21 protein-coding genes are annotated in these 23,882 nt (G+C 71.7%); 4 read left to right on the top strand and 17 right to left on the bottom strand.

From position 1 onward, the window contains the following. Window positions 1–3: 3 nt before the first annotated feature. The 4 genes from ACIQLK_RS07700 to mgrA are packed head-to-tail and all read right to left on the bottom strand — an operon-like array spanning window position 4 to window position 3,663. The gene (locus tag ACIQLK_RS07700; RefSeq protein WP_400363960.1) at window positions 4–315 is read right to left on the bottom strand and encodes a hypothetical protein; all 312 of its coding nucleotides are present in this window, start codon (window positions 313–315) and stop codon (window positions 4–6) included. 2 nt (window positions 316–317) lie between these two features. Then, on the bottom strand, window positions 318–1,628 hold the full coding sequence (locus tag ACIQLK_RS07695) for a GNAT family N-acetyltransferase (RefSeq protein WP_400363958.1): 1,311 nt from the start codon (window positions 1,626–1,628) through the stop codon (window positions 318–320). Between the two features lie 38 nt (window positions 1,629–1,666). Next, complete coding sequence (locus tag ACIQLK_RS07690) at window positions 1,667–2,593, bottom strand: 4-(cytidine 5'-diphospho)-2-C-methyl-D-erythritol kinase (protein ID WP_400363957.1); 927 nt, start codon at window positions 2,591–2,593, stop codon at window positions 1,667–1,669. Continuing rightward, entirely contained in the window at window positions 2,590–3,663 is a 1,074-nt protein-coding gene (gene mgrA, locus ACIQLK_RS07685) for an L-glyceraldehyde 3-phosphate reductase (RefSeq protein WP_400363955.1), read from the bottom strand. The genes ACIQLK_RS07690 and mgrA overlap by 4 nt, the downstream gene beginning before the upstream one ends. A gap of 93 nt (window positions 3,664–3,756) precedes the next feature. Between mgrA and ACIQLK_RS07680 the strand changes: the two genes are divergently transcribed. Next, entirely contained in the window at window positions 3,757–5,325 is a 1,569-nt protein-coding gene (locus ACIQLK_RS07680) for a stealth conserved region 3 domain-containing protein (RefSeq protein WP_400363953.1), read from the top strand. Here the strand turns inward: ACIQLK_RS07680 and ACIQLK_RS07675 are convergent. The 10 genes from ACIQLK_RS07675 to hemE form a co-directional block, all read right to left on the bottom strand. Beyond that, window positions 5,285–6,199, bottom strand: a complete 915-nt coding sequence (locus ACIQLK_RS07675) for a phosphodiesterase (protein ID WP_400363951.1) — start codon at window positions 6,197–6,199, stop codon at window positions 5,285–5,287. The two genes, ACIQLK_RS07680 and ACIQLK_RS07675, sit on opposite strands and share 41 nt — an antisense overlap. A gap of 154 nt (window positions 6,200–6,353) precedes the next feature. Continuing rightward, the gene (gene rsmA / locus ACIQLK_RS07670) at window positions 6,354–7,193 is read right to left on the bottom strand and encodes a 16S rRNA (adenine(1518)-N(6)/adenine(1519)-N(6))-dimethyltransferase RsmA (protein ID WP_400363950.1); all 840 of its coding nucleotides are present in this window, start codon (window positions 7,191–7,193) and stop codon (window positions 6,354–6,356) included. Window positions 7,194–7,351: 158 nt separating this feature from the next. Continuing rightward, window positions 7,352–8,656, bottom strand: a complete 1,305-nt coding sequence (gene hemL / locus ACIQLK_RS07665; RefSeq protein WP_400363948.1) for a glutamate-1-semialdehyde 2,1-aminomutase — start codon at window positions 8,654–8,656, stop codon at window positions 7,352–7,354. After that, window positions 8,653–9,648, bottom strand: coding sequence for a porphobilinogen synthase (hemB, locus tag ACIQLK_RS07660; RefSeq protein WP_400363947.1), 996 nt, complete (start codon window positions 9,646–9,648; stop codon window positions 8,653–8,655). Before hemB ends, hemL begins: the two co-directional genes overlap by 4 nt. Continuing rightward, complete coding sequence (locus tag ACIQLK_RS07655; RefSeq protein WP_400363945.1) at window positions 9,645–10,415, bottom strand: uroporphyrinogen-III synthase; 771 nt, start codon at window positions 10,413–10,415, stop codon at window positions 9,645–9,647. Before ACIQLK_RS07655 ends, hemB begins: the two co-directional genes overlap by 4 nt. After that, window positions 10,412–11,329, bottom strand: a complete 918-nt coding sequence (hemC, locus tag ACIQLK_RS07650; RefSeq protein WP_400363943.1) for a hydroxymethylbilane synthase — start codon at window positions 11,327–11,329, stop codon at window positions 10,412–10,414. The genes ACIQLK_RS07655 and hemC overlap by 4 nt, the downstream gene beginning before the upstream one ends. Continuing rightward, window positions 11,326–12,564 carry a ferrochelatase gene (locus ACIQLK_RS07645; RefSeq protein WP_400363942.1) on the bottom strand — a complete coding sequence of 413 codons (1,239 nt, stop codon included), beginning with the start codon at window positions 12,562–12,564 and terminating at the stop codon, window positions 11,326–11,328. The genes hemC and ACIQLK_RS07645 overlap by 4 nt, the downstream gene beginning before the upstream one ends. Next, window positions 12,561–13,244, bottom strand: coding sequence for a hydrogen peroxide-dependent heme synthase (gene hemQ / locus ACIQLK_RS07640; RefSeq protein ID WP_400363940.1), 684 nt, complete (start codon window positions 13,242–13,244; stop codon window positions 12,561–12,563). Before hemQ ends, ACIQLK_RS07645 begins: the two co-directional genes overlap by 4 nt. Beyond that, entirely contained in the window at window positions 13,234–14,583 is a 1,350-nt protein-coding gene (locus tag ACIQLK_RS07635) for a protoporphyrinogen/coproporphyrinogen oxidase (protein WP_400363939.1), read from the bottom strand. The genes hemQ and ACIQLK_RS07635 overlap by 11 nt, the downstream gene beginning before the upstream one ends. Continuing rightward, window positions 14,580–15,701 carry a uroporphyrinogen decarboxylase gene (gene hemE, locus ACIQLK_RS07630; RefSeq protein WP_400364908.1) on the bottom strand — a complete coding sequence of 374 codons (1,122 nt, stop codon included), beginning with the start codon at window positions 15,699–15,701 and terminating at the stop codon, window positions 14,580–14,582. The genes ACIQLK_RS07635 and hemE overlap by 4 nt, the downstream gene beginning before the upstream one ends. Window positions 15,702–15,760: 59 nt before the next feature. On the opposite strand from hemE, the gene ACIQLK_RS07625 reads away from it, so the two are divergent. Beyond that, window positions 15,761–17,032, top strand: coding sequence for a glutamyl-tRNA reductase (locus tag ACIQLK_RS07625; RefSeq protein WP_400363938.1), 1,272 nt, complete (start codon window positions 15,761–15,763; stop codon window positions 17,030–17,032). Then, window positions 17,029–18,057 carry a LacI family DNA-binding transcriptional regulator gene (locus ACIQLK_RS07620; RefSeq protein WP_400363936.1) on the top strand — a complete coding sequence of 343 codons (1,029 nt, stop codon included), beginning with the start codon at window positions 17,029–17,031 and terminating at the stop codon, window positions 18,055–18,057. The genes ACIQLK_RS07625 and ACIQLK_RS07620 overlap by 4 nt, the downstream gene beginning before the upstream one ends. Here the strand turns inward: ACIQLK_RS07620 and ACIQLK_RS07615 are convergent. The 3 genes from ACIQLK_RS07615 to ACIQLK_RS07605 all read right to left on the bottom strand — a co-directional run bounded on the left by ACIQLK_RS07615 (window position 18,036) and on the right by ACIQLK_RS07605 (window position 21,573). Continuing rightward, a complete protein-coding gene (locus ACIQLK_RS07615; RefSeq protein ID WP_400363935.1) occupies window positions 18,036–18,929 on the bottom strand; it encodes a TatD family hydrolase in 894 nt (297 codons plus the stop codon). The two genes, ACIQLK_RS07620 and ACIQLK_RS07615, sit on opposite strands and share 22 nt — an antisense overlap. Continuing rightward, window positions 18,926–20,494 (bottom strand): methionine--tRNA ligase, encoded by a 1,569-nt coding sequence (metG, locus tag ACIQLK_RS07610; RefSeq protein WP_400363934.1) that lies wholly within the window; start codon window positions 20,492–20,494, stop codon window positions 18,926–18,928. The genes ACIQLK_RS07615 and metG overlap by 4 nt, the downstream gene beginning before the upstream one ends. A 65-nt stretch (window positions 20,495–20,559) precedes the next feature. After that, window positions 20,560–21,573 (bottom strand): LacI family DNA-binding transcriptional regulator, encoded by a 1,014-nt coding sequence (locus tag ACIQLK_RS07605; RefSeq protein ID WP_400363933.1) that lies wholly within the window; start codon window positions 21,571–21,573, stop codon window positions 20,560–20,562. A 179-nt stretch (window positions 21,574–21,752) separates the two neighbouring features. On the opposite strand from ACIQLK_RS07605, the gene ACIQLK_RS07600 reads away from it, so the two are divergent. Then, window positions 21,753–23,774, top strand: coding sequence for a beta-galactosidase (locus tag ACIQLK_RS07600; RefSeq protein WP_400363932.1), 2,022 nt, complete (start codon window positions 21,753–21,755; stop codon window positions 23,772–23,774). Window positions 23,775–23,882: the final 108 nt, after the last annotated feature.

Raw genomic sequence — 23,882 nt, 5'->3', positions numbered from 1 at the left:
AGGCTACGCGGCGTCGCCTGACCGGTCGGCGCGCGCCGCCCGCCGGTTGTGCCAGGCGATGGCCAGGGCTCCGCCGAGAGCGCCCACGAAGAGGATGACCGCCGGCCAGAGCCCCGACCGGCCCGCGAGGCTCAGCGCCGAGAACACGAAGACGGCGATGCCGACGACGCGCGTCACGATCGACCCCGGCGGCACGATGTCCGCATTGCGCAGCATCGGGATGCGGCGCCCCGCATTGGCGCGCAGGGTCGACCACAGTGACCACAGCAGCAGGGCGCCGCCGACGAGAAGACCTGCCCAGGCGAGAGCGTCCACGCTCAGTACCAGAAGCTCAGCCGCGGTGTCGACGTCGCGGCGAAGACCCGCGCGATGCGGTGCGGATCGTCCGCTTCGACGCGACCCGCGCGCGCCAAGGTGACCGCCGAGACGCCGCCGAGGAGCATCGCCGAGAGCTCCTCCACCCCGAGACGTACGAGCGGCACGCCGAGCGGAACCTCGTCGACGATGTCGACGCCGGGTGCCTCGCCCGCCGACAGGACGAACGTTCCGTCAGCGATGCCGAGCGCGTCCGTCACCTCCAGCGCGATGACGTCGTCGACGTCGTAGCTGCGGGCGGCCAGCGTCGCGGGGACGTCGAGCACGCGCAGGTAGTGGTGGTCACGGCTCGTGATGCGAGCCGCGCGCTTGTTGTCGATCATCCACCAGAGCGGCTCGTCGACCGACAGCTCGCCGGCCCGGACCGTCCCGACGAGGTCGAGGGAGAGCAGGAAGCGCCAGAGCCCGGCGTAGGCGGCATCCGTCCCCGCCACCACGCGCGAGACGGTCGCCGTCGAGGCAGCCCAGTCGTCGTCGTCCTCGCTGATGCTGTAGATCGCGACGCCCTCGACAGCCCCTTCCGGCGAGCGGTACTGGACGACGCGCAGCTTGTCGGCCTTCTCGGCGTCGGCACGCGTGCCGAAGGTGCGGTCCCAGTGCCCACCGGGCATGGTGATCTCGCCGGGGGTGGCCAGTCGGATGCGCTCATACAGCTCGGTTGCGGCATCTCGCCCCTGCTCGCGTGTGATGTAGTCGATCCGGCCCGGCGCGTCGGGGCCGATCCAGCCGGTGCGGCGGGTGGAGATCTCCCACGATGTGACGGTGACGGCGGGTGCGAAGCCGAAGCGGCCGTAGATCCCGGACTCGCTCACCGTGAGCCCGGCGAGGGGGAAGCCGAGGGATGCCGCGGTGCGCAGTTCGCCCCGCATGAGCGTGCTGAGGATGCCACGCCGGCGGTGGGTGGGCGCGACGGTCACGGCACTGACGGCGCACATCGGGACCGCTGCGCCGCCGGGAAGGGTGAGCTCGGTGCCCCACGAGGCGAAGGTCGCGACGGGGACATCGGCCTGCACGCCGCCGTCGTCGTAGACACCCACCTTGCGGCGGTAGCCGTTGCGCGCGAAGGACTCGGTGTACTGCGCCTCGGTGGGCTCTCCGCCGAGGAAGCCGCGGGCGACGGCATCCTGCCAGCGGTGCGTCCCCTCGCGGTCGTCCTCTGCGACACGCGCCGCCCGCAGGCCGCGTGCCTCGAAGGCGGACGTGAGGCCATCGTCGAGCGCGGCCGAGTGGAACCGATCAGCGAGAGAGCTCATCCCCCCAGGCTAGGCGGCGGTGGCGACACGACGCCACGTCAGAGCAGTCGTGCGCCAGCGACGGGCCCCGTGACCGCGTGCGCGCGGTGACCCGCGGACGTGAGGCGGTCCGCGAGCTCTCGGGCCTGTTCCGTCCCCTCGGCCAGGAACGCCGTCGTCGGGCCGGATCCCGACACGATGCCGCCGAGGGCACCGGCGGCGAGACCGTCGTCGATGAGCACCGCCAGATCGTGACGGAGGTGGACGGCGGCGAGCTGCAGGTCGTTTCGGATCGCCGCGCCCAGGGCCGCGGCATCCCCCGACCGCAGGGCCCGCAGCACCGCCGGGTCGACCGACGGAGTGGCGCGGTCGGGCGCGATGTCGGCGTCCGCGCGGAGGCGATCGAGGGTGCCGTACACCTCGGGGGTCGACAGTCCGCCGCCGTCCGCGACGAGGACCCATGCGAAGGATCCCCGACCCAGCGCCGGGGCGAGCTCGTCGCCGCGCCCCGTCCCGACCGCGGTCCCACCCAGGAGCGCGAACGGGACGTCGGCTCCGAGGCGGGCGCCCAGGGCGTGCAGGTCGCTCGCGCTCAGCCCGCCGTCGACCAGTTCGTTGACGGCGACCAGAGCGGCAGCGGCGTCCGCCGAACCGCCTCCCATGCCGCCGGCGACGGGGACGCCCTTGTGGATCTGCAGGCGGATGCCGCCCTCCCAGCCGACGGCGTCGGTCACCAGGCGCGCGGCACGCAGCGCGAGGTTCGAGTCGTCGAGCGGGACGGTCGACACATCGACGTCTCCCGTGACCGTCAGCGAGGTCGTGTCGTCGTGCGAGGCCCACACGTCCTCGTAGAGCGAGACGGCCTGATAGACGGACGCCACGTCGTGGTAGCCGTCCTCGCCGACGGGACCGACCTCGAAGAAGAGGTTGATCTTGCCCGGCGCGCGCACGTGCACGCGCCGGGTCGTGTCGAGGGGAATGCTCACGCGTTCGCCGAGTCGGCCCACAGGTCGACGTCGATCGCCCCCGACAGCGCGTCGATGCGGGCGAGCTCGTCGTCATCGAACGGTGCCCCGTCGACGGCGGCGAGGTTCTGATCGAGCTGCTCCGGTCGCGAGGCCCCGATCAGGGCGGACGTCACGACCTCGTCGCGCAGCACCCACTGGATGGCCATCTGCGCAAGCGTCTGACCGCGCTGCTGCGCGATCTCGTTGAGCGAGCGGAGGGTCTCGAGCGCCTTCTGGTTCAGCTGTCCGTCGGGCAGCGAGAAGCGGCTCTGGGCGCGCTCGGCGCGGCCGTCGCCGAGGTACTTGTCGGTCAGCAGGCCCTGCGCGAGCGGGGTGAACGCGATGGCGCCCATGCCCGCCGTCTTCAGCGAGTCCGTGAGCCCGTCCTCGACCCAGCGGTTCAGGATCGAGTACGACGGCTGATGGATGATCAACGGGGTGCCGAGGCTCCGGGCGACGGCCGCTGCCTCCTCGGTGCGCTCGGCGCTGTAGGAGGAGATCCCGACGTAGAGCGCCTTGCCCTGGCGGACCAGGGTGTCGAGGGCGCCGATGGTCTCCTCGATCGGCGTCACCGGATCGGCTCGGTGCGAGTAGAAGATGTCGACGTAGTCGACGCTCATGCGTGCGAGCGACTGCTCGGCGCTGGCGATCAGGTACTTCCGCGAGCCGTAGTTGCCGTAGGGGCCCGGCCACATGTCGTATCCGGCCTTCGACGACAGGATGATCTCATCGCGGTAGGGCGCGAAGTCCTCCCGCATCATGCGCCCGAAGTTGGTCTCGGCCGATCCGAACGGCGGGCCGTAGTTGTTGGCCAGGTCGAAGTGCGTGACACCCCGGTCGAAGGCGTGCCGGAGCAGAGTACGCTGATTGTCGAAGGGGATGTTGTCCCCGAAGTTCCACCAGAGTCCCAGCGAGATCGCCGGCAGATACAGGCCGCTCGAGCCGACCTGGCGGAAGGCCCCCGCATCGTAGCGGGAGGACGCCGCCTGATAGGGGCGGTGGGTGTCGCCATTGCGCGACGGGGGGAAACGGTCCGCGTAGTCGGTCATCACCCCAGGCTAGCGATGCCGGACACCCGAAACGTCGGCGAAACGACCGACATCAACTCTTGCTCGACCGAACACGCACAACAAGGAGAACATATGGCGCGACTGACTGCACTGCCGTCCGAGGGTGGTTCCTGGACCGCTCTCCTCGAACGCGAGGACATCGTCCTCATCAAAGGCATGCTGCACCTGCGCCATGACGACACCACTCCCGAGCAGGCGCGCATCGCCGACCTGCTGCTGATCGCCGATTCCCTCTCGGACGCCGGCATCCCCCACCTCCTCATCCGCCACTCGCACTCGATCCCGGGCCTGGTCGTCGATCTGGCTCACCGCGACCGCGCGATCGCCGCGCTCGCGGACCGCGCCGCCGCGGAACCGCTCTACGCGAAGACGAAGGGCGGTACGCCGGTGCCGTTCGGTGAGCTGCGTCTGCGCTCGTCGGGACCGGCCTCGGTGCGGGTGTTCCGCCCGCGCATCGCCGGCGAGCTCCGCTACGGCGCCGGCCACGGGGTGCGCGTCGAGTTCTGGCGCTTCGGCGAGGAGCTCGTCGAGGCGCCGCACCCCAACGACCTCACCCGTCGCGTCTTCGCCGCGGAGGACGTCGAGCCGGCGGCCGTCGAACGCTTCGGACGCACCTGGCAGACGCTGCACGGCATGTTCGACCCGCACCCGGGCGACGTCACGCACGAGATCGACATGGTCTTCTCCTGGGTCGACGGGTCGTCCTCGGAGTTCCAGCGTCAGCGCGCCGCCCAGATGTCCGAGTACGTGGTCGGCGACGGCGACGACGGGCCCGCGCGCTACCGCCACGTCGACGAGCTGCGGTACGCGCTGCGGAGCGTCCACATGTACGCGCCGTGGGTGCGCCGCATCTTCATCGCGACCGACTCCCCCGCCCCCGCATGGCTGCTCGACCATCCGAAGGTGACGATCGTCCGCAGCGAGGAGTTCTTCGAGGACACCTCGGTTCTCCCCACGCACAACTCCCACGCCGTCGAAGCCCAGCTGCACCGCATCGAGGGTCTGTCGGAGCACTTCCTCTACTCGAACGACGACATGTTCTTCGGCCGGCCGCTCTCGCCGGAACTGTTCTTCTCCCCCGCCGGCGTGTCGTCGTTCGTCGAGTGCGACGTGCGCATCGGGACCGGGCCGCGTCGCGTCGCCCGCAGCGGCCACGACAACGCGCTGCGCCTGAACCGCGAGCTGCTGCACGAGCGGTTCGGCCGCACGATCGTCCGCGACCTCGAGCACTGCGCGGCGCCGCTGCGGCGCTCCGTGATGTTCGAGCTCGAACGGGAGTTCCCCGAGGAGATCCGGCGCACCGCGGCATCCCGCTTCCGCTCCGCGACCGACGTGTCGGTGACCAACTGCCTGTACCACTACTACGCGCAGTTCACGGGACGCGCGATCGCCTCGACCGCCCCGCGGGTGCGGTACTTCCAGACGACGCAGGCCGCGTCGCTGCGGCGCATGGAGCGACTCGCCGAGCGCAGCGACGTCGACATGTTCTGCCTCAACGACGGCGGCGACCACGAGGTCCCCGAACCGGTGCGCGTGCGCGCCGTGACCGGGCTGCTCGAGCGCCTCTTCCCGGTCCGTGCGCCGTGGGAGGACCCTGCGGTCAGCGCAGCGCCGGCACGCCCGCTCGACTTGCACGCGTGACGGAGCCGGTGACGCCCGCCTCGTGCAGGCGTCGCTGAGCCTCGTCGGGATCGATGTACTCGAGCGGACGCGACGCGTCGATCGGGACGACCGAATGGACGACCGTGTCGTCGTAGACGTGCACGAGGTTGTAGGACTGAGCGCCGTCCTGCGGCCGGGTGCCGCCGACGGGGACCGTCAGATCCTGCGCGTAGCAGGTGGACGACGCGACGGACACGGGGATGCCTGCGAAGGTCGCGAACGTCGAGTAGTGCAGGTGCCCGGCGATGATCGCGCGGACGTCCGTGCCGCGGAGGACGTCGGCGAGGCGCCGTTGGTCGCGAAGCTCGACGCTCGCCGCGAGCGGGAGGACGCTCGGGACCGGCGGGTGGTGCATCGCGAGGACGGTGCCGAGCGGCGCGGGTGTCGAGAGCACCTCCCGCAGCCATTCGAGCTGCGCGTCGGAGAGCTCGCCGTGGTGATGGCCCGGCACGCTCGTGTCGAGGGTGACGATGCGGAGACCGTCGAGCTCGTCGACCCGGTCGTACGGTGCCGTCGGGTCGGCGGGCGCCTCGTCGAGGAGGTGCTCGCGGAACGCACCGCGGTCGTCGTGGTTGCCCATGACCCACAGCAGCCGTGCGCCCAGGCGCTCGGCGAAGGGCTCGACGAGCGCGCGGATCGCGTCGTAGGCGGCGGCCTCACCGAGGTCGACGAGGTCGCCCGTGAAGACGATCGCATCGGGCGCGATGCCACTGGATTCGATGGCGTCGAGAGCGGCGGTCAGGGACGTCTCACCGTCGACGCTGTCGAACAGACGGGGTCCCGGGCCACGCAGATGCGTGTCACTCAGGTGGAGCAGGATCCGTTCGGCGGCCGGATGCTCGGCGCGGCGCATGGTCACTTCTTCCGTCGGTGCCAGGGCTCGGGTGCCCCCGCCTTGCTCCGAAATGTTACCGGCGTGTTTCGGGAACCGGTGATGAACGACGCGCGAACTCGCTGAGAACGGGGCGCGGATCTCGCTCCGAGAGGAGATCACGGATGCCGAGCGATCAGGCGCGGGCGATGCGGACGAAGTCCTCGATCGTGAGTTCCTCGCCGCGGGCCGTCGGAGCCACGCCCGCGCGCTCGAGCACCTCGCTGGCCGCGGCGGACGAGCCGCCGAGCACGGTGGAGAGCGCCTGGCGGAGCATCTTGCGGCGCTGCTGGAACGCCGCGTCGACGATCGCGAAGGTGCGCAGTCGCTCCTCCTCGGTGCCGCGGGCCGCGGCATCCCGTTCGAAGCCGACCAGGACACTGTCGACGTTGGGGACGGGCCAGAACACGTGACGCGAGACGGTGCCGGCGAGGCGCCACGTGCCGTACCAGGCGGCCTTCACGCTCGGGGCGCCGTAGACCTTCGAGCCCGACGGAGCCGCGAGGCGTTCGCCGACCTCGGCCTGCACCATGACGACGCCGCGCTGGATGGTCGGAAAGTGCTCCATGAAGTGCAGGAGCACCGGGACGCTGACGTTGTACGGCAGGTTCGCGACGAGGACGTCGGGGTCGCCCGGGAGCTCGCTCACCCGCAGGGCGTCCTGGGCCACGACGGTGAGCGCACCATCGGGCACGCCGTGCGCCGCGGCTGTGGCCGGCAGGCGCTCGGCGAGGCGGTGGTCGATCTCGACGGCGGTCACCGGGGCGCCGGTCTCGAGGATGGCGAGGGTCAGCGAGCCGAGACCCGGCCCCACCTCGACGACACGGTCGGCCGAGGTCACGCGCGCGGCCGTGACGATCTTGCGGACCGTGTTGGCGTCGACGACGAAGTTCTGCCCGAGCTTCTTGGTCGGTGTGACGTCGAGGTCGGCGGCGAGGGCGCGGATCTCGGCGGCTCCGAGGAGGGTGACGGGCATGGGGTCCAGCCTAGTTGCCGGGCCTCGTGCCGCCGTTCAGGGTGACGGATGCCCGACCGCCGGGCGGGAGCCGACCGACGGGGCGGACGAGGCGTCACCCGCCCCGCGCGTCGTGCGGACGTCACCCGGCGCGGGTGGCCCGGGACCCCGGTCGCCGTTCAGCCCGCTGCCGCCTTCGCCGCAGCGGGCAGGGCGTCGACGATCCGGCCGATGGCCGCGTCGTCGTGCGCGGCCGTCACGAACCACGCCTCGAAAGCCGACGGCGGCATCGAGACGCCGCCCTCGAGCATCGCGTGGAAGAACCGGCCGTAGGCGTCGGCGTCCTGCGAGGTCGCCGTCGCGTAGTCGGGCACGCCGTGCACGACGGACTCGCCGAAGAAGATGCTGAACAGCGTCCCCGCCCACTGCACGACGTGCGGCACTCCGGCATCCGTGAGCGCAGCGGATGCCGCGTCCGCGACCGTGTGCGCCACCGAGTCGAGCGTGCGGTACACGGCGTCGTCGGCGTTCGAGAGGGTCGCGAGTCCCGCGGCGACGGCGACCGGGTTCCCCGACAGCGTGCCGGCCTGGTAGACGGGACCGGTCGGCGCGAGGAGGTCCATGATGTCGGCCCGCCCGGCGACGGCGGCGACGGGGAGCCCGCCGCCGATGACCTTGCCGAACGCGATGAGGTCGGGGACGACGTGCTCCCCCGCCGCATCCAGTACACCGGCGTAGCCCGAGCGCGATGACCGGAACCCGGTGAGCACCTCGTCGCTGATGAGGAGCGCACCGTTCCGGTGGGCGATCTCGGAGAGGAACGCCGTGAACCCGGATGCCGGGGGCACGACGCCCATGTTGGCGCCGGCGGCCTCGGTGATGATCGCGGCGATCCGGCCCTCGTGGGCGCGGAACACCTCCTCGACGGCGGCGCGGTCGTTGTAGCCGATGACGAGGGTCTGCGCCGCGATCGGAGCGGGAACACCCGCCGACCCGGGCAGCGCGAGGGTCGCGAGTCCGGAGCCCGCCTGCGCGAGCAGGCCGTCGGAGTGCCCGTGGTAGTGGCCGGCGAACTTGATCAGCAGGTCGCGGCCGGTCGCGGCTCGTGCGAGACGGATCGCCGTCATCGTCGCCTCGGTGCCGGTCGAGACGAGGCGGATCCGCTCAGCGGCGGGGACGCGCGAGCGGATCTCCTCGGCGAGCTCGGTCTCGGCGGCGGTCGGCGCACCGAACGAGAGGCCGCGGCGCGCAGCGGCGACCACCGCGTCCACGACGGCGGGGTGCGAGTGGCCGAGGAGGGCGGGACCCCAGCTGGCGACGAGGTCGACGTAGTCGCGGCCGTCGGCATCCGTCACGTAGGCGCCCTGCGCCGACACCATGAACCGCGGCGTGCCGCCGACCGAGCCGTAGGCCCGGACCGGCGAATCGACGCCGCCGGGGATCACTCCGCGGGCACGGTCGAACAGCTCCTGATTGCGGCTCATGCGAGTTCCTTCCCGGCGCGCAGCCAGTGCGCGACCTCGACGGCCCAGTAGGTGAGGATGACGTCGGCACCGGCGCGGCGGATGCCGAGCAGGCTCTCGCCGATGGCGCGCTCGCGGTCGATGAGTCCGGCGGCGGCGGCGTGCTCGATCATCGCGTACTCCCCCGACACCTGGTACGCCCACACCGGCACATTCGAGCGATCCGAGACGCGCGCGAGCACGTCGAGGTAGGGCATTGCGGGCTTGACCATGACGACGTCGGCACCTTCGGCGATGTCGACGAGGGCCTCCTCGACGCCCTCCCGCGCGTTGGCGGGGTCCATCTGGTAGGTCCGGCGATCGCCCTGCAGGGTCGACTCGACGGCGTCGCGGAACGGGCCGTAGAAGGCGGAGGCGTACTTCGCGGAGTAGGCGAGGATCGCGACGTGAGCGAAGCCCGCGGCATCCAATCCGGCGCGGACCGCGGCGACCTGGCCGTCCATCATTCCCGACAGGCCGAGCACGTCGGCGCCGGCGCGGGCCTGGGCTACGCCCATCTCGGCGTAGACCTCGAGGGTCGCGTCGTTGTCGACCGAGCCGTCGGCGGCGAGCAGACCGCAGTGGCCGTGGTCGGTGAACTCGTCGAGGCAGAGATCGGCCTGGACCGTGAGTCGCCCACCGGCGGCGCGCGCGGCCACGGCGATCGCGCGGTTGAGGATGCCGTTCGGATCGGTCGCGCCGCTGCCGGCGGCATCGCGAACAGCCGGAACACCGAAGAGCATGATCCCACCGATGCCCGCGGCGGCGGCCTCGTCGACGACGTCGGCGACCGCGTCGAGCGGATGCTGGGACACCCCGGGCATGCTCGCGATGGGCTGCGAGGAGTCGATGCCCTCCTTCACGAACACCGGGAGCACGAGCTGCGACGGCACGAGGTGGTGCTCGGCGGCGAGGCGGCGGAGGGCGGGCGTGCCGCGGAGCCGGCGGAGGCGGCGGGTGGGGAACGAGATCATGAGGACTTCTCCGAAAGGACGCGGGCGTCGAGCTCGGCGATCAGCGCGTCGATGCTCTGGCTCTGGGCGGTGTGGCCGACGGTGAACCCGAGGGCGGTGGCGTCGCGGGTCGTGCCGGGGCCGATCGAGGCGACGAGGGTGGATGCCGGGAGGGCCCCGACCTGCCGGCGGAGTTCGCGGCCGACGCTCAGGGAGGTGAGCAGGACGACGTCGATCCCGCCGGAGCGGAGACCGGCGGCGACGGCGGGCTCGAGGTCGACCCCGACCGTGCGGTAGGCGATGCAGACGTCGACGGCGAACCCGCGGACCTCGAGCTCGTCGCTCACGACTGCCTGCGCGAGGTCGCTCCGGACGACCAGAGCGGGCCCCGTGGTCGCGGGCGTGCGATCGGCGCACCACTGGGTCACCAGGGCGGTCGCCGAAGAGGCGCCGGCGGGGACGAAATCGACCTCCCACCCGGCGTCGGCGACGGCGCGGGCGGTCGCACGACCCACGGCGGCGATGCGGGTCGTCGCGGGGATCGCGACACCGTGCCCGCGGAGCTCCTCGACGCTCGCCGCGCTCGTGACGAACAGCCAGGCGTACGCCCCGTCGGCGAGGTCCGTGAACGCACGATCTCGAGCGGCCGTGTCGCGCGGCGGCGCGGACGAGATGAGCGGGGCGACGACGGCCTCCGCGCCGCGCATGTGGAGGTCGGCGCGGACCTTCTCGCCCCACGCGCCCGCGCGGGGAACGAGGACGCGCGCTCCCCGCAGGCCGCCGGTCATCGCGACGACCCCGCGAGATCGGCGAGGTCGGCGGCACCGCCCTCGAGCAGCTCGGCGACGACGTCGGCAGCAGCGGCATCGGCGTCGACGTGTGGGTCGAGGCGGCGGGACGCCACGACGGAGCGGCGCCCGTCCTCGGCGTACACGTGGGCGACCAGAGTCACCGTGTCACCGCGACGCTCCGCGTCGATCGCGACGGGTGCGGCGCAGCCGGCTTCGAGCCGTCGGAGCACCGCGCGCTCGAGATTCGCCGCGAGAGCCGTGTCGGCGTGCTCGATGAGACCGACGGCGTCGGCCACGGCGGCATCCCCGTCGCGGATCTCGACGGCCAACGCACCCTGCGCGGCCGACGTCGGCCAATCGAGCACCTCGGTGACTGCGGCGTCGCGCCCGATGCGCCGCAGGCCCGCCTCGGCGAGGACGATCGCGTCGTACTGACCGTCAGCGACCTTGCGCAGACGGCTGTCGACGTTGCCGCGGATGCCCTCGACCACGAGGTCGGGCCGGCGCGCGAGGACCTGGGCCACGCGGCGCGGTGACCCGGTGCCGACGCGCGCACCGGCGGGCAGCTCATCGAGGGTCAGCCCGTCGCGGGAGTGCAGGACGTCGCGCTGCGAGGCGCGCACCGGCACGGCACCCACGACGATGCCGGGGTACGGCGCCGTCGGGAGGTCCTTCATCGAGTGCACGAGGAAGTCGCACTCGTCCCGGAGGAGCGCATCGCGAAGCGCCGTCGCGAACACGCCGGTTCCGCCCATCTGCGCGAGCGGGCCTGTGAGGACGTCGCCCTCGCTGGTGATGGGCACGAGTTCGACGTCGCGACCGGATGCCGCGGCCACGGCATCCGCCACGTGCTGCGACTGGGTCGTCGCCAGCAGGCTCGCCCGGGTTCCGAGGCGCAACGTAGCGGTCACGGCGCGACTCCCGACAGCGCCGGCTGGAAACCGAGACGCTTGTTCTCGCAGCACCCCGGACGGCAGACGTCGTACCAGGGGCCGAGATCCGTCACCGCGGGGCGCTCAGCCGCGGGCGTGCCCTTCAGCCGTTCCTCCACGAGGTCGACGAGGCCCGCGACGTAGCTCGGATGCGTGCTGGGGGTCGCGGTGCGGACGGCGACGAGGCCGAGATCCTCCGCGGTCTCCATGGCCTCGGTGTCGAGGTCCCACATGACCTCCATGTGGTCGCTCACGAACCCGAGCGGCACGATGAGGACGGCCTTGCGCCCGCGACCCGGGAGTTCCTGCATCGCATCGTTGATGTCGGGCTCGAGCCACGGCACCTGCGGCGGGCCGGACCGGCTCTGGAAGACCAGCTGCCACGCGCCGGGGAAGCCGAGGCGCGAGATGATCTCCTCACCGACGGCCAGGTGCTGCGCGACGTACGCGCCGCCCGGGCCGAATCCGCGCTCCGGCGGGCCGGAGCGGTCGGCGTCGGAGGCCGGGATCGAGTGCGTCGAGAAGAGGATCTCGACCTCGTTCGCAAGGTCGGTGATGCCGCGCTCGACGAGCTCGGCGATGCCGGCCCGGATGCCGTCGACGAAGGGCGCGACGAATCCGGGGTGGTCGAAGAACTGCCGGACCTTGTCGATCTGGACATCGGTCTGGTGGCCGGTCGCCTCGACGGCGTCGGCGAGGTCCTCGCGATACTGCCGGCACGAGGAGTAGGAGCTGTACGCGCTCGTCGCGATGGCGAGGAGCTTGCGGCGCCCGTCGGCGACGGCGGAATCGATCGCGTCGGTGACGTACGGCATCCAGTTGCGGTTGCCCCAGTACACCGGCAGATCGAGCCCTCGAGAGGCGAGCTCGGCGTCGAGCGCCGCCTTCAGCTCGCGGTTGTGCTCGTTGATCGGCGATATCCCGCCGAAGTGACGGTAGTGGTGCGCGACCTCTTCGAGGCGCTCGTCGGGGATGCCGCGACCCGCCGTGACGTTCCGAAGGAACGGGATGACATCGTCCTGGCCCTCGGGTCCGCCGAAGCCGAGCAGGAGGATCCCGTCGTAGTCGACGGGGATCGTCGCGTGGGGGTCGCCCGCGCGCGCACCCTCGGTCGCGCCCGGGATGACCGCGCCCTCGGCGACGACCACTCCGGTCGCCCGCGGCGGCTTCGGACGGAACTCCGGGTTCACCGCTCCGATGTTCTGCGCGCTCACGAGAGCACCTCCGTGAGTTCGTCGATCTCCACACGCCGACCGGTGTAGAACGGCACCTCTTCGCGCACATGGCGTCGCGCATCCGTCGCGCGGAGCTCGCGCATCATGTCGACGAGGCTGATGGGGTCGTCGCTCTCGAGGGGCAGCAGCCATTCGTAGTCGCTGAGACCGAACGTCGACACGGTGTTGGCGACGACGTCGCGGAAGACGGCGCCCTTGCGACCGTGCTCGGCGAGCATGCGGGAGCGGTCCTCCTCGGGGAGCAGGTACCACTCGTAGCTGCGGACGAACGGGTACAGGCACAGCCATCCGCGGGCGTGCTCGCCGCGGAGGTATCCGGGGACGTGGCGCTTGTTGAACTCCGCCTCACGATGCACGCCCATCGCACTCCACACGTTGGTGAACGAGGCGAGCACATCGCTCCGGCGCAGCCGGCGGAGGGCCTTCTGCAGGGCGGCCGGGTCCTCGCCGTGCAGCCACACCATGAGATCGGCCTCGGCCCGCATGCCGGTCACGTCGTAGAGCCCGCGCAGGGTGACGCCGTCCGCGGGGAAGGCGTCCGCGACGGCCCGCAGGTCGTCCACGTCGCCCGGAGAGGGTGTCCCGGTCCGCGGGCGAGGACCCGCGAGGATCGCGAACAGGGTGTAGCCGAGGCCGGGGACAGTCTCGTCAGCGGACATGACGTGCTCCTTCGGAAGGGATCGGAGGGGAGGCGAGATCGCACGCGAGGGCGCGCGCGTGCGGGATGACCGAGGCGAGTCCGGTCCCGGCCGCGACGGCTCCCGCGAGTCGGATGCCGCGGGTCGCTGCGGCATCGGTGACCGTCGCGCGTGCGCCCGGCGTCGCGACGGCGTCCGGCCACGCCACCGGGACGACGCGGCGCACGTCGGTCGGCGCGAGACGGACCCCGGTCAGGGTGCGGATGGCGGCGGCGGCGCCGGCGGCATCCATCAACTCGTGGTGACGACCGTCACGGGCGGAGAGCCGGACGAGGTGGGTGCCGGCGGGGAGGGCTGCGGCGGCCCACTCCCACTTCGCGTCGACGTGGGTGAGCGCCTTCGCCGCGCTGTCGACGTCGGGGGCGGCGATGACGCCGGAACCGACGGGGAAGCTGTCGAAGCCGTCGGCGACGACCTCGACCACGACGAGGCCCACGGGCGGCGCTGACGCCGCCTCGACCTGCAGCAGCCGCGCGGCGGCGGTCGGTCCGGTCGCGATGACGACAGCACGGGCTGCGAGGGTCTCTCCGTCGAGCTCGACCGTCGTCGCCGTGACAGTACGTGCGGGCGCTCCGGTGCGGATGACGGCGCCTGCTCGGAGAGCGGCGGCCTCGAGCTCGGCGGCGAGTCGCCAGAGGCCGCCCTCGACACCGCGGACGGCGGACCCGGTCCGGACGGCGGGCGCGAGCGCATCGACCGCGGCGGTCAGCGAGCCGAGCACCTGGGTCTTCTCCCAGAGCACGGGATGGACCGAGGACAGCCGTACGCTGTCGGCGCTCTGCGAGTAGACGCTGCGGCAGAGGGGTTCGACGAGGCGGGCGGTGACCCGGGCACCCAACCGGCTCGTCGCGAGCTCGGCGAGCGTGGGCTCGGGACCGGACGGCAGGGGCAGGTGACGCTCCTGCGCTGCACGACGCGCACCGGCGCGGCCGATGATGCGTACGACGTCGGCGGCGGTCGGGTCCGCGGGCATCCCGACGAGGGCGCGACGGGGCAGAGGCGCCCGGTCGACGCGTCCGGAGCGCCGCCGGAACGCGACGTGCGCACCCGACGGTGCGGGCTCGACGAGCTGCACGGCCAGTCGCGCGTCGGCCACGAGGTCGGCGACGCCCGTCGTGCGGGTCGCGAAGGACTCGGCGCCGAGATCTACCTCGACGCCGGCGGCCGTGCCGCGTCGCAGCATCCCGCCGGCGTCCTCCGACGCCTCGACGAGGACGACATCGCGCCCCGCGCGGGCGAGCTCCCATGCGATCGTCAGGCCGGCGATGCCGCCGCCCACGATGACGACGTCGTGCGTCACGGCGCGCGCCAGTCGTGGACCGTGCGCACCACCGCCGAGATCGCGTCGGGGTCGGCCTCCATGGGCACGCCGTGACCGAGGTTGAAGACGTGGGCGCGGGCGGCGAGACCGTCCTCGAGGATGCGGTGCACCCCGGCGGTCCGGACGTCCTCGGGCGCGAACAGCAGCGCGGGGTCGAGGTTCCCCTGCAGCGTGAGGTCCCGCCCGATGCGCTGACGTGCATCGCTCAGGCGAACGCGGTAGTCGACGCCGAGCGCGTCGATGTCGGGTGTCGCCATGTCGGGGAGGATCTCCCCCGTCCCCACACCGAAGTGCACGAGCGGCAGGCGGTCGACACCCTCGGGCAGCGGAAGCGACCGCGCGTGGTGGAGCGCGGCGACGGATGCCGGGAGAACCGACGCGCGGTAGTCGTCGGGGTTCAGGCCGCCCGCCCACGAGTCGAACAGCTGGCCGGCGCTCGCACCGGCCTCGATCTGCAGGGCCAGGAAGCGGCCGGTCACCTCGGCGAGCCACATGGTCAGCTCCCGCCACGCTGCCGGGTCCTCGTGGATGAGGCGCCGGGCCGCGAGGTGGTCCTTCGACGGGCCGCCCTCGACGAGGTAGGCGGCGAGGGTGAACGGGGCGCCGGCGAATCCGATGAGCGGCAGCGGCTCGCCGCGCTCCTCGGACAGATCGGCGAGCATCGCCGTCGTGCGACCGACGGCGTCCGCGATCGCCTCGCCACGCTCGGCCACGAGCGCGGGATCGATCGCCGTCGTGCGCGCGATGTCGGCGGCGGTGCGCAGCGGCTGCGAGAACACGGGGCCGCGGCCGGCGGCGATCTCGACGTCGATATCGAGGAGCGCGAGCGGGACGATGATGTCGCTGAAGAAGATCGCCGCGTCGACACCGTGCCGACGGACGGGCTGCATCGTGATCTCGCTCGCCAGCGCGGGGTCGAGGCAGGCGTCGAGCATCGTCCCCTGTGAACGCAGCGCCCGGTACTCCGGCAACGAACGACCCGCCTGGCGCATGAACCAGACGGGAGTGATGTCGGGGCGATCGCCCAGGAGTGCACGGACGAGTCGCGACTCGCGGGTGCGTGCGGCGACGAGAGGGTGGCTGAGGCCGGGAATGATGAACTCCTCGAATCGGTTAATCGATATACTAGTCGCGATCCAAGGGGGTTCTCCGCACCGTGCTCGTCTGTTTGACCGCGCATCAGCGCTCCACACCGTTCGACTCGCTCGAGCGGCTCTCGACGGTCGGCGACGACCTCGCTGAGCGCCTGTCCGCGGTCCACGATTCGGTACGCGGAGCCGTCGTGCTCGCTACCTGCAACCGGTTCGAGGCCTACTTCGACCTCGCCGAGGAACCCGACCTCGCCTCCCCCGTCCCCGCGATGGATGCCGCGATGGAGGCCATCGCCGGCGCCGCCGACATGGACTACCGGTCGTTGCGTGAGAACGTCGACTTCGCTCACGGCAACCAGGTCGCGCACCACCTCTTCACGGTCGCGTCCGGGCTCGACTCCGTGGCGGTGGGCGAAGACGAGATCGCGGGGCAGGTCCGCCGCGCGCTCGAGGCCGCCCGCGACCGCGGGCTGACGACCGCTCCGCTCGAGCACCTCTTCCAGCGCGCGACCGAGACCTCCCGCGCCGTCAAGAACACGACGCGGCTCGGTGAATCCGGCCGGTCCCTCGTCCGGCTCGCGGTCGACCTGGTGAGTTCGCGGGTCGATTGGGACACCGCCCGGGTCCTGCTCGTGGGCACCGGGCGATACGCCGCGGCCGCCCTCGCCGCTCTGCGTGCGGTCGGGGCCACGGACATCCGCGTGCACTCGCGCTCCGGACGCCAGCGGTTCGCGAACCGCGAGCACCTCGTTCACGTCGGTGTCGACGACTACGCCGTCGAGGCCGCCGCCGCCGACGTCGTGGTGACGTGCACGGCGACGACCGACACGTTCGCCCTCGAGGCGTTCTCTCATGCGACGGCCCGGGCAGGGAGCACGCGGGCCCAGGTCGTCATCGACCTCGGCCTGCCCCGCAACGTCGACCCCGAGGTCGCGCTCCTGCCCGGAGTGGAGCTCCTGGACCTCGAGACGATCCGTCTGCACGCCCCCGTCGACGAGGCCGAGACCGTCGGCCAGGCGCGCGAGATCGTGCAGGCCGCCGCGCAGCGGCACGCCGCCGCCCGCCGTGTGCACGAAGTCTCCCCCTCGGTGGTCGATCTCCGCGGATTCGTCCACGGTGTCCTCGACGAGGAGCTGACACGGGCCAGGCGCCGCGGCGACTCGCCCGAGGTGGAGACCGCGCTGCGTCACTTCTCGGGCGTGCTGCTGCACCAGCTCATCGCCCGCGGCCACACGCTCGCCTCGTCAGGTGCCGGCACGGAGTGGGCCCAGGCGATCCGCACGGTCCTGCCGGGCAGCCGCGAAGGCGTCTCGCCGGACGAGGGCGAACGGCTGTGAGCCCGAGCGTCACGCTGAAGGACATCGCGCGCGCCGCAGGCGTGTCGACGGCGGCCATCAGCCAGGCGCTCAACGACCGCGGCAGCATGCGTCCCGAGACCCGGGAGCGCATCAAGGCGATCGCCGCGGAGCTCGGGTACGTACCCAATCGCCACGCCGCGGCCCTCCGCAGCGGGAGGACCATGACGGTCGGCTTCGTCATGGTCGACGACCCCGAGGCGGATCGCCGCGGCGAACTCCAGCGCGCGCGCAAGCTCATCTCCCTGGTCCGCGCCTCGGCCGTCCACGGCTTCACCGTGACCGTCCTCCCCGACTCGAACCCCGACCTCATCTCGGGCACGACGCTCGACGCGCTCTACGTCCCCGACGCCCGCGGCAACCAGCCGCTCCTGCAGGCGGCCATCGCGCGCGGCATCCCGATCGTCGCCGACGACCAATTCGTGGACGGGTCGCGCGGGCTCAGCATCCGCACCGGGTACGACGCCGCCGTGCGGGCGGGCCTCGACGAGCTCGAGCGCGCCGGAGCCCAGCGGATCGTGTTCCTGACCGAGGACGGCCGTCAGCCCCGTGATGAGATCGGGCGCGCGGCGTACGAGATCTGGAGCTCCGTGCGCGGGCGCGAACCGCTCGTGCGCGCCGTCGATCCGTCGCGACGCACCCTCCCCCGGCTGCTGACCGATGCCCTCGCCGACGGCGCCGACGCGATCTTCGCCGGCGCCGAGGACGGTCCCGACGTCTACCTTCAGCTCGAGGAGATGCGGCTGGTCATCCCGCGGGACGTACAGCTCGTCGCCCTCTGCACGACGGACTGCGCCGTCAACCGACGCTTGGGCGTCACGCACGTCTGCATCCGTCCCGATCTCGCCGCGGAGGCGATGTTCGAGACGCTCCCGGCCGCTCTCCTCGATGAGGGCCCGCGGGTCGTCGACCTGCCGTGGGAGCTCGTTCCCGGCGCGACGACGCGGCCGCCGCTCACGGCGAGCCTCGTTTCGGCGCAGACGGCTCAGTCCGCGAAGGCGCCGTAGACCTCGAGGGTGTTCTGCGCGAGCTGCGCGCACAGTTCGTCGAGCGGCATCCCGAGCTCCGCGGCCATGAAACGCACCGTGACCGGCACGAGGTAGGGCGCGTTGGGCCGACCCCGGTGAGGGGTCGGCGTGAGGAACGGCGCATCGGTCTCGACGAGTATCCGCTCGCGCGGCGTCACGGCGAGGGCGTCGCGCAGGTTCTGCGCATTCTTGAAGGTGATGTTCCCGGCGAAGCTCAGCCAGTAGCCGCGTTCGGCGCTGTACCGCGCCATATCGGCGTCGCCCGAGAAGCAGTGGAACACGGTTCGCTCGGGCGCGCCGACGCGCTCCAGGGTCTCGAGGACGGCGTCGTGAGCGTCGCGGTCGTGGATCTGCATCGCGATGCCGTGGCGCTTCGCGATGCCGATGTGCGCCTCGAAGCTCTCCATCTGGGCGGGGACGCCGTCCTCATCCGTCCGGAAGAAGTCGAGACCGGTCTCGCCGACGGCGCGCACCCGCGGCTGCGCGGCGAGCTCGTCGATGACGGCGAGCGCCTCGTCGAGGCGACCGGCCTCCTTGTAAGCCGGTGCCTCGTTCGGGTGGATGGCGACGGCTGCCAGCACCGCGGGGTGGGATGCCGCGGCCCACGCCGACCAGCGCGAGGAGTCGATGTCGCCTCCGGCCTGGACCACGCCGATCACACCGACCGCGGCTGCGCGCGCCAGCTGGTCGTCGAGACCGCGCGGCTCGTCGCCGTCTTCGATCTCGAGGTGCGCGTGGTTGTCGTAGACGGCGACCGGGAGCGGCTCGGGCGGATCCGGCCAGCGCACATCACGTGCGGACTGCTCACGCTGGCGGACGTAGCCGCTCGGATCGGTCGGGTCGGTCGTCATGCGGTCTGCTCGACACGGGGGAACAGCGGCGCGAGGGTTTTCACCGTGCTGCCCGCCGGGAGCTGGCCCCACTTCCCCGCCTCGCGGAGCGGCTGAGCGCTCAGCTCACCCGGGGCGCCCAGCGCGTCCCACAGCGTCGCCGTGGACTGCGGCATGACCGGCGACAGCAGCACCGCGAGGGCGCGCAGGCCCTCCGCCGCCGTGTACAGCACGGTCGACAGCCGGTCGCGCTTGGCCTCGTCCTTCGCGAGCGCCCACGGCTCGTTCTCGGTGATGTATCCGTTCAGCTCATCGACGATCCGCCAGATCGAGGCGATCGCCTCGTCGGGGCGGAAAGCGGTCATCGCGGCGTCGGCTGCCGTCGCCGCATCCGCCACCGTCCGCTGCACCCGCAGGTCGATCTCCGTCGGCTCACCCGCGGTCGGCACGACACCGTCGAAGTAGCGACCGATCATGGCGACCGTGCGCGACGCGAGGTTCCCGAAACCGTTCGCGAGCTCGGCCTGATACCGGGCGGAGAGGTCCTCCCACGAGAACGAGCCGTCCTGACCGAACGCGATGGCCGACAGGAAGTAGAACCGGTAGGCGTCGGACCCGAAGACGTCGGTGATCTCGGTCGGTGCGATGCCCGTCAGTTTCGACTTGGACATCTTCTCGCCGCCGACGAGCAGCCAGCCGTGCGCGAAGATCCCCTTGGGCACCTCGAGCCCCGCGGCCATCAGCATGGCGGGCCAGATGACGGCGTGGAATCGGAGGATGTCCTTTCCGACGACGTGATACGCCGGCCAGCGGCGCTCGAACTGCTCGGGATCGTCGCCGTAGCCGACGGCGGTCGCGTAGTTCAGCAGCGCATCGACCCACACGTAGATGACGTGCGAGTCGTCCCACGGCACGCGGATGCCCCAGTCGAAGGCGGACCGCGAGATCGAGAGGTCCTTCAACCCGGAGCGCACGAACGACACGACCTCGTTGCGGGCGGAGTCCGGCCGCACGAAGTCGGGCTGGGTCTTGTACAGCTCGAGCAGGCGGTCCTGGAACTCGCTCAGCTTGAAGAAGTAGTTCTTCTCCTGCAGCAGCTCGAGCGGCTTGGAGTGGATGGCGCAGACCTTGAGGCCTTCGAAGGGGCCGGTGCCGTCGACGATCTCGGCCTCGGGCTTGAACTCCTCGCAGCCGACGCAGTAGAGCGCCTCGTACTCGCCCGCGTAGATGTACCCGCTGTCGTAGAGCGCCTGCACGAACGTCTTGACACGCTCCTCGTGGCGGGGCTGCGTCGTCCGGATGAAGTCGTCGTTGGCGACGTCGAGGGTCCTCAGCAGCGGGAACCACGACTCCTCGACGAGCTTGTCGACCCATTCCTGGGGCGTGACGCCGTTCGCGGTCGCCGCGCGGAGCATCTTCTGACCGTGCTCGTCGGTGCCGGTGAGCATCCACGTGTCGTCGCCCGACTGGCGGTGCCAGCGCGCGAGCGCGTCCACCGCCACCGACGTGTACCCGTGCCCGATGTGGGGCAGATCGCTCGGGTAGTAGATGGGGGTGGTGATGTAGAAGGAGCCGCCGGAAGTCACCTGGAGATTCTACGGGCGACGCACGGACCACCGTCGTTCATGACGGGCTCCGCTGCAGCGACGGTTCAGGCGCTCGCACGCGGCACGAGCGTCGTCGGCAGGACGATGGACTCGCCGGGCCCGCCGTCGACGACCTCGAGAAGCACGTCGACCATGCGACGCGAGATCTCCGTCCACGGCTGACGCATGGTCGTCAGCGGCGGGTGGGTGGTGGCCGCCAGACCCGAGTCGTCGAAACCTGCGACCGCGACGTCCTCGGGAACCCGGCGTCCCGCCTCGCGGAGCGCCGCGATCGCACCGACGGCCATGATGTCGGATGCCGCGAACACCGCGTCGATGTCGGGCGCCCGCCGGAGGAGTCGGGCCATCGCCGCCTCACCGGCGTCGCTCGAGTAGACATCCTGCTCGACGAGGGCGGGATCGAAGCGGTCGCCCATCTCCTCACGGAAGCCGACGAGGCGGTAGCGACCGCCCGGGGTGTCGTCCGGGCCGGTGATGATCGCGATGCGCTGGTACCCGCGGTCGATCAGATGTCGGGTCATCTCGCGAGCGGACCCCTCCTCGTCGACGGAGACGGTGGGCACGTGCGCTCGATCGCCGAGCGGGACGCCGGTGCAGACGGTGGGCACACCCGCGTCGGTGAGGGCGGCCAGCAGGGGGTTGGACTCGTGGGATGAGATGAGCAGGACGCCGTCGACGTGACCGGCACGCACGTACCGCTCGATGTTCGCGTACTGGGACGGGTGCTCCGCGATGAGGAGGACGAGCGTCATGTCACGCGCAGCGAGAGCCTCGGTCGCCCCGCGCAGCAGGAGCGCGAAGGTGGGGTCGGCGAAGAGCAGATGCTGCGGTTCGGTGAGCAGGAATGCGACCGAGTTCGCTCTGCCGGTCGCCAGCGAGCGGGCCGCGTGGCTGACCGTGTACCCGGTCGCCTGGATCGCCTCCTCGACCGCGATCCGGGATTCCTCGGACACCCAGCGGCCGCCGTTGATGACGCGCGAGACCGTCCCATGCGAGACCCCCGCGACCTCCGCGACGTCGCGGATGGTGGGACGTCTGCGTTCAGGAGGGAGAACCACGCGCTGACTCTATACCCCGGCGACCACGCCGCAGATCGGGACTGGGACCGGTCACAGTTCGATAACGGGAGCGGGTGGGGCGCGGCATCCGACCTACACTTCGAAGCGCACCTGTTACCGGTCCCAGTCGCTTACCCCGACATCCGGTGGCACTCGATCGATGAGGATGGCACCGCCGCATGACGACCCCCGCCTGGCCGCGACTGGACGGCATCGCCTACGGCGGTGACTACAACCCCGAGCAGTGGCCGCGGGAGGTCTGGGACGAGGACGTGCGCCTCATGCGCGAGGCCGGCGTCACGATGGTGAGCATCGGCATCTTCTCGTGGGGGCTCCTGGAGCTGCGCGAGGGTGAGTTCGACTTCGCCTGGCTCGACGACATCATCGACCTGCTGCACGCGAACGGCATCGCCGTCGACCTCGGCACCCCGACGGCCTCTCCCCCGGCCTGGTTCTTCGCCCAGTACCCGGACGCCCGCGCCGTGACGAAGGACGGCGTGTCGATGGGGTTCGGCGCGCGCGGCATGGTGTCGCACTCCGCGCCCGAGTACCGCGAGGCGATCGGCCGCATCGCGGGCGCGCTCGCTCAGCGGTACGGCGACCACCCGGCCGTCGTCCTCTGGCACATCCACAACGAGTACGGCGTCCCCGTGGGTGAGGACTTCTCGCCGCACTCGGTCCGCGCCTGGCGCCGGTGGCTCGAGGGGAAGTACGGCGAGATCGCGGGCCTCAACGCCGCGTGGGGCACCGCCTTCTGGGGCCAGCACTACGAGGAGTGGGACCACGTGGGCGCACCCGCCGCCGCGCCCTCGACGATCAACCCCGCACAGAAGCTCGACTGGGCCCGGTTCACCGATGAGATGCTGCGCGAGTGCTTCCGCATCGAGAAGGCCGCGATCCGCGCACACGCCTCGCAGCCGATCACGACGAACTTCATGGCCAACCAGCACCACGGCGTCGACCTCTGGGCCTGGGCCGAGGAGGTGGACATCGTCTCCGACGACCACTACCTCTGGGCAGCCGACGAGGAGGGCGAGATCGGCCTCGCGATCGCCGCCGACCTCAGCCGCTCGGTCGGCCGCGGAAAGCCCTGGATCCTCATGGAGCACTCCACCTCGGCGGTGAACTGGCAGCCGCGCAACGTCGCGAAGCGCCCCGGAGAGATGGCACGGAACTCCCTGAGCCACTTCGGCCGCGGAGCCGACGGCATCCTCTTCTTCCAATGGCGCGCGGGGCGCTCGGGCGCCGAGAAGTTCCACTCCGCGATGCTCCCCCACGCCGGGACCGAGTCCCGCGTGTTCCGCGAGGTCGTCGACCTCGGCGCGAAGCTCGGGCGCCTCGCCGAGGTGCAGGGGTCCCGGGTCGAGGCCGACGTCGCGGTCCTCTGGGACTTCGAATCGTTCTGGGCGCAGGATCTCGAGTGGCGCCCGTCTGAGGACGTCAGCCACGACGAGCGCGTCCGGGCGTTCTACGAGCGGCTGTGGCGCGACGACATCACCGTCGACTTCGCCCTGCCCGGCCACGACCTCTCGCGATACCGTCTCGTGGTCGTCCCCGCGCAGTACCTGCTGACCGCGGCCGATGCCGCCAACCTCACCGCCTACGTCGCTCAGGGCGGCACGCTCGTCGTCTCGTTCTTCTCAGCCGTCGTCGATGAGAACGACGCCGTCCACCCGGGCGGCTACGGCGCCGTGCTGCAGGACGCGCTCGGAGTCCGCGTCGAGGAGCACCTGCCCCTGCGCGCAGGACACGCCACCGGCATCCGGTTCGGCGGCGAGTCGTTCGCCGCCGACGTGTGGCAGGAGGATCTCGTCGTCACGACCGCCGACGTCCGTGCGACGTACACCTCCGGACCCGCCGAGGGAGGCGCCGCCGTGACGCGGAACGTCCACGGTGACGGTGTCGGCTGGTACATCAGTACCCGATCGGATGCCGACGGTCTCCGCGCCATCATGCGCGAGGTCTACGCCGATGCGGGTGTCGACGTCCCCGCCACGCCCGACGGCGTGGAGACGATCGTGCGACGAGGGAGCGACGCGGACTACCTCATCGCGATCAACCACGACACCCGCGAGGTGTCGCTCACGACCACCGGAACCGACCTGCTCGCGCAGACCGACGTCCGGGACACGCTGGTGCTGGCAGGAGGCGACGTCGCCGTCGTCCGCCTGGCGCACTCAGCTCCCCTGGGGGATCGATGACCGATCGCCCCACGACGGGACACCGTCGACAGCACTGAGAGAAAACCGCCCCGGCCACTCGGCTGCGGCGATCACACCCCCGGTCGTGACGGCGCGACCTCGCAAGAG

The organism is Microbacterium sp. NPDC091382, from assembly GCF_044757025.1.
Classification (GTDB): Bacteria; Actinomycetota; Actinomycetes; order Actinomycetales; family Microbacteriaceae; genus Microbacterium.
This window is presented reverse-complemented; position numbering and strand designations above follow the sequence as displayed.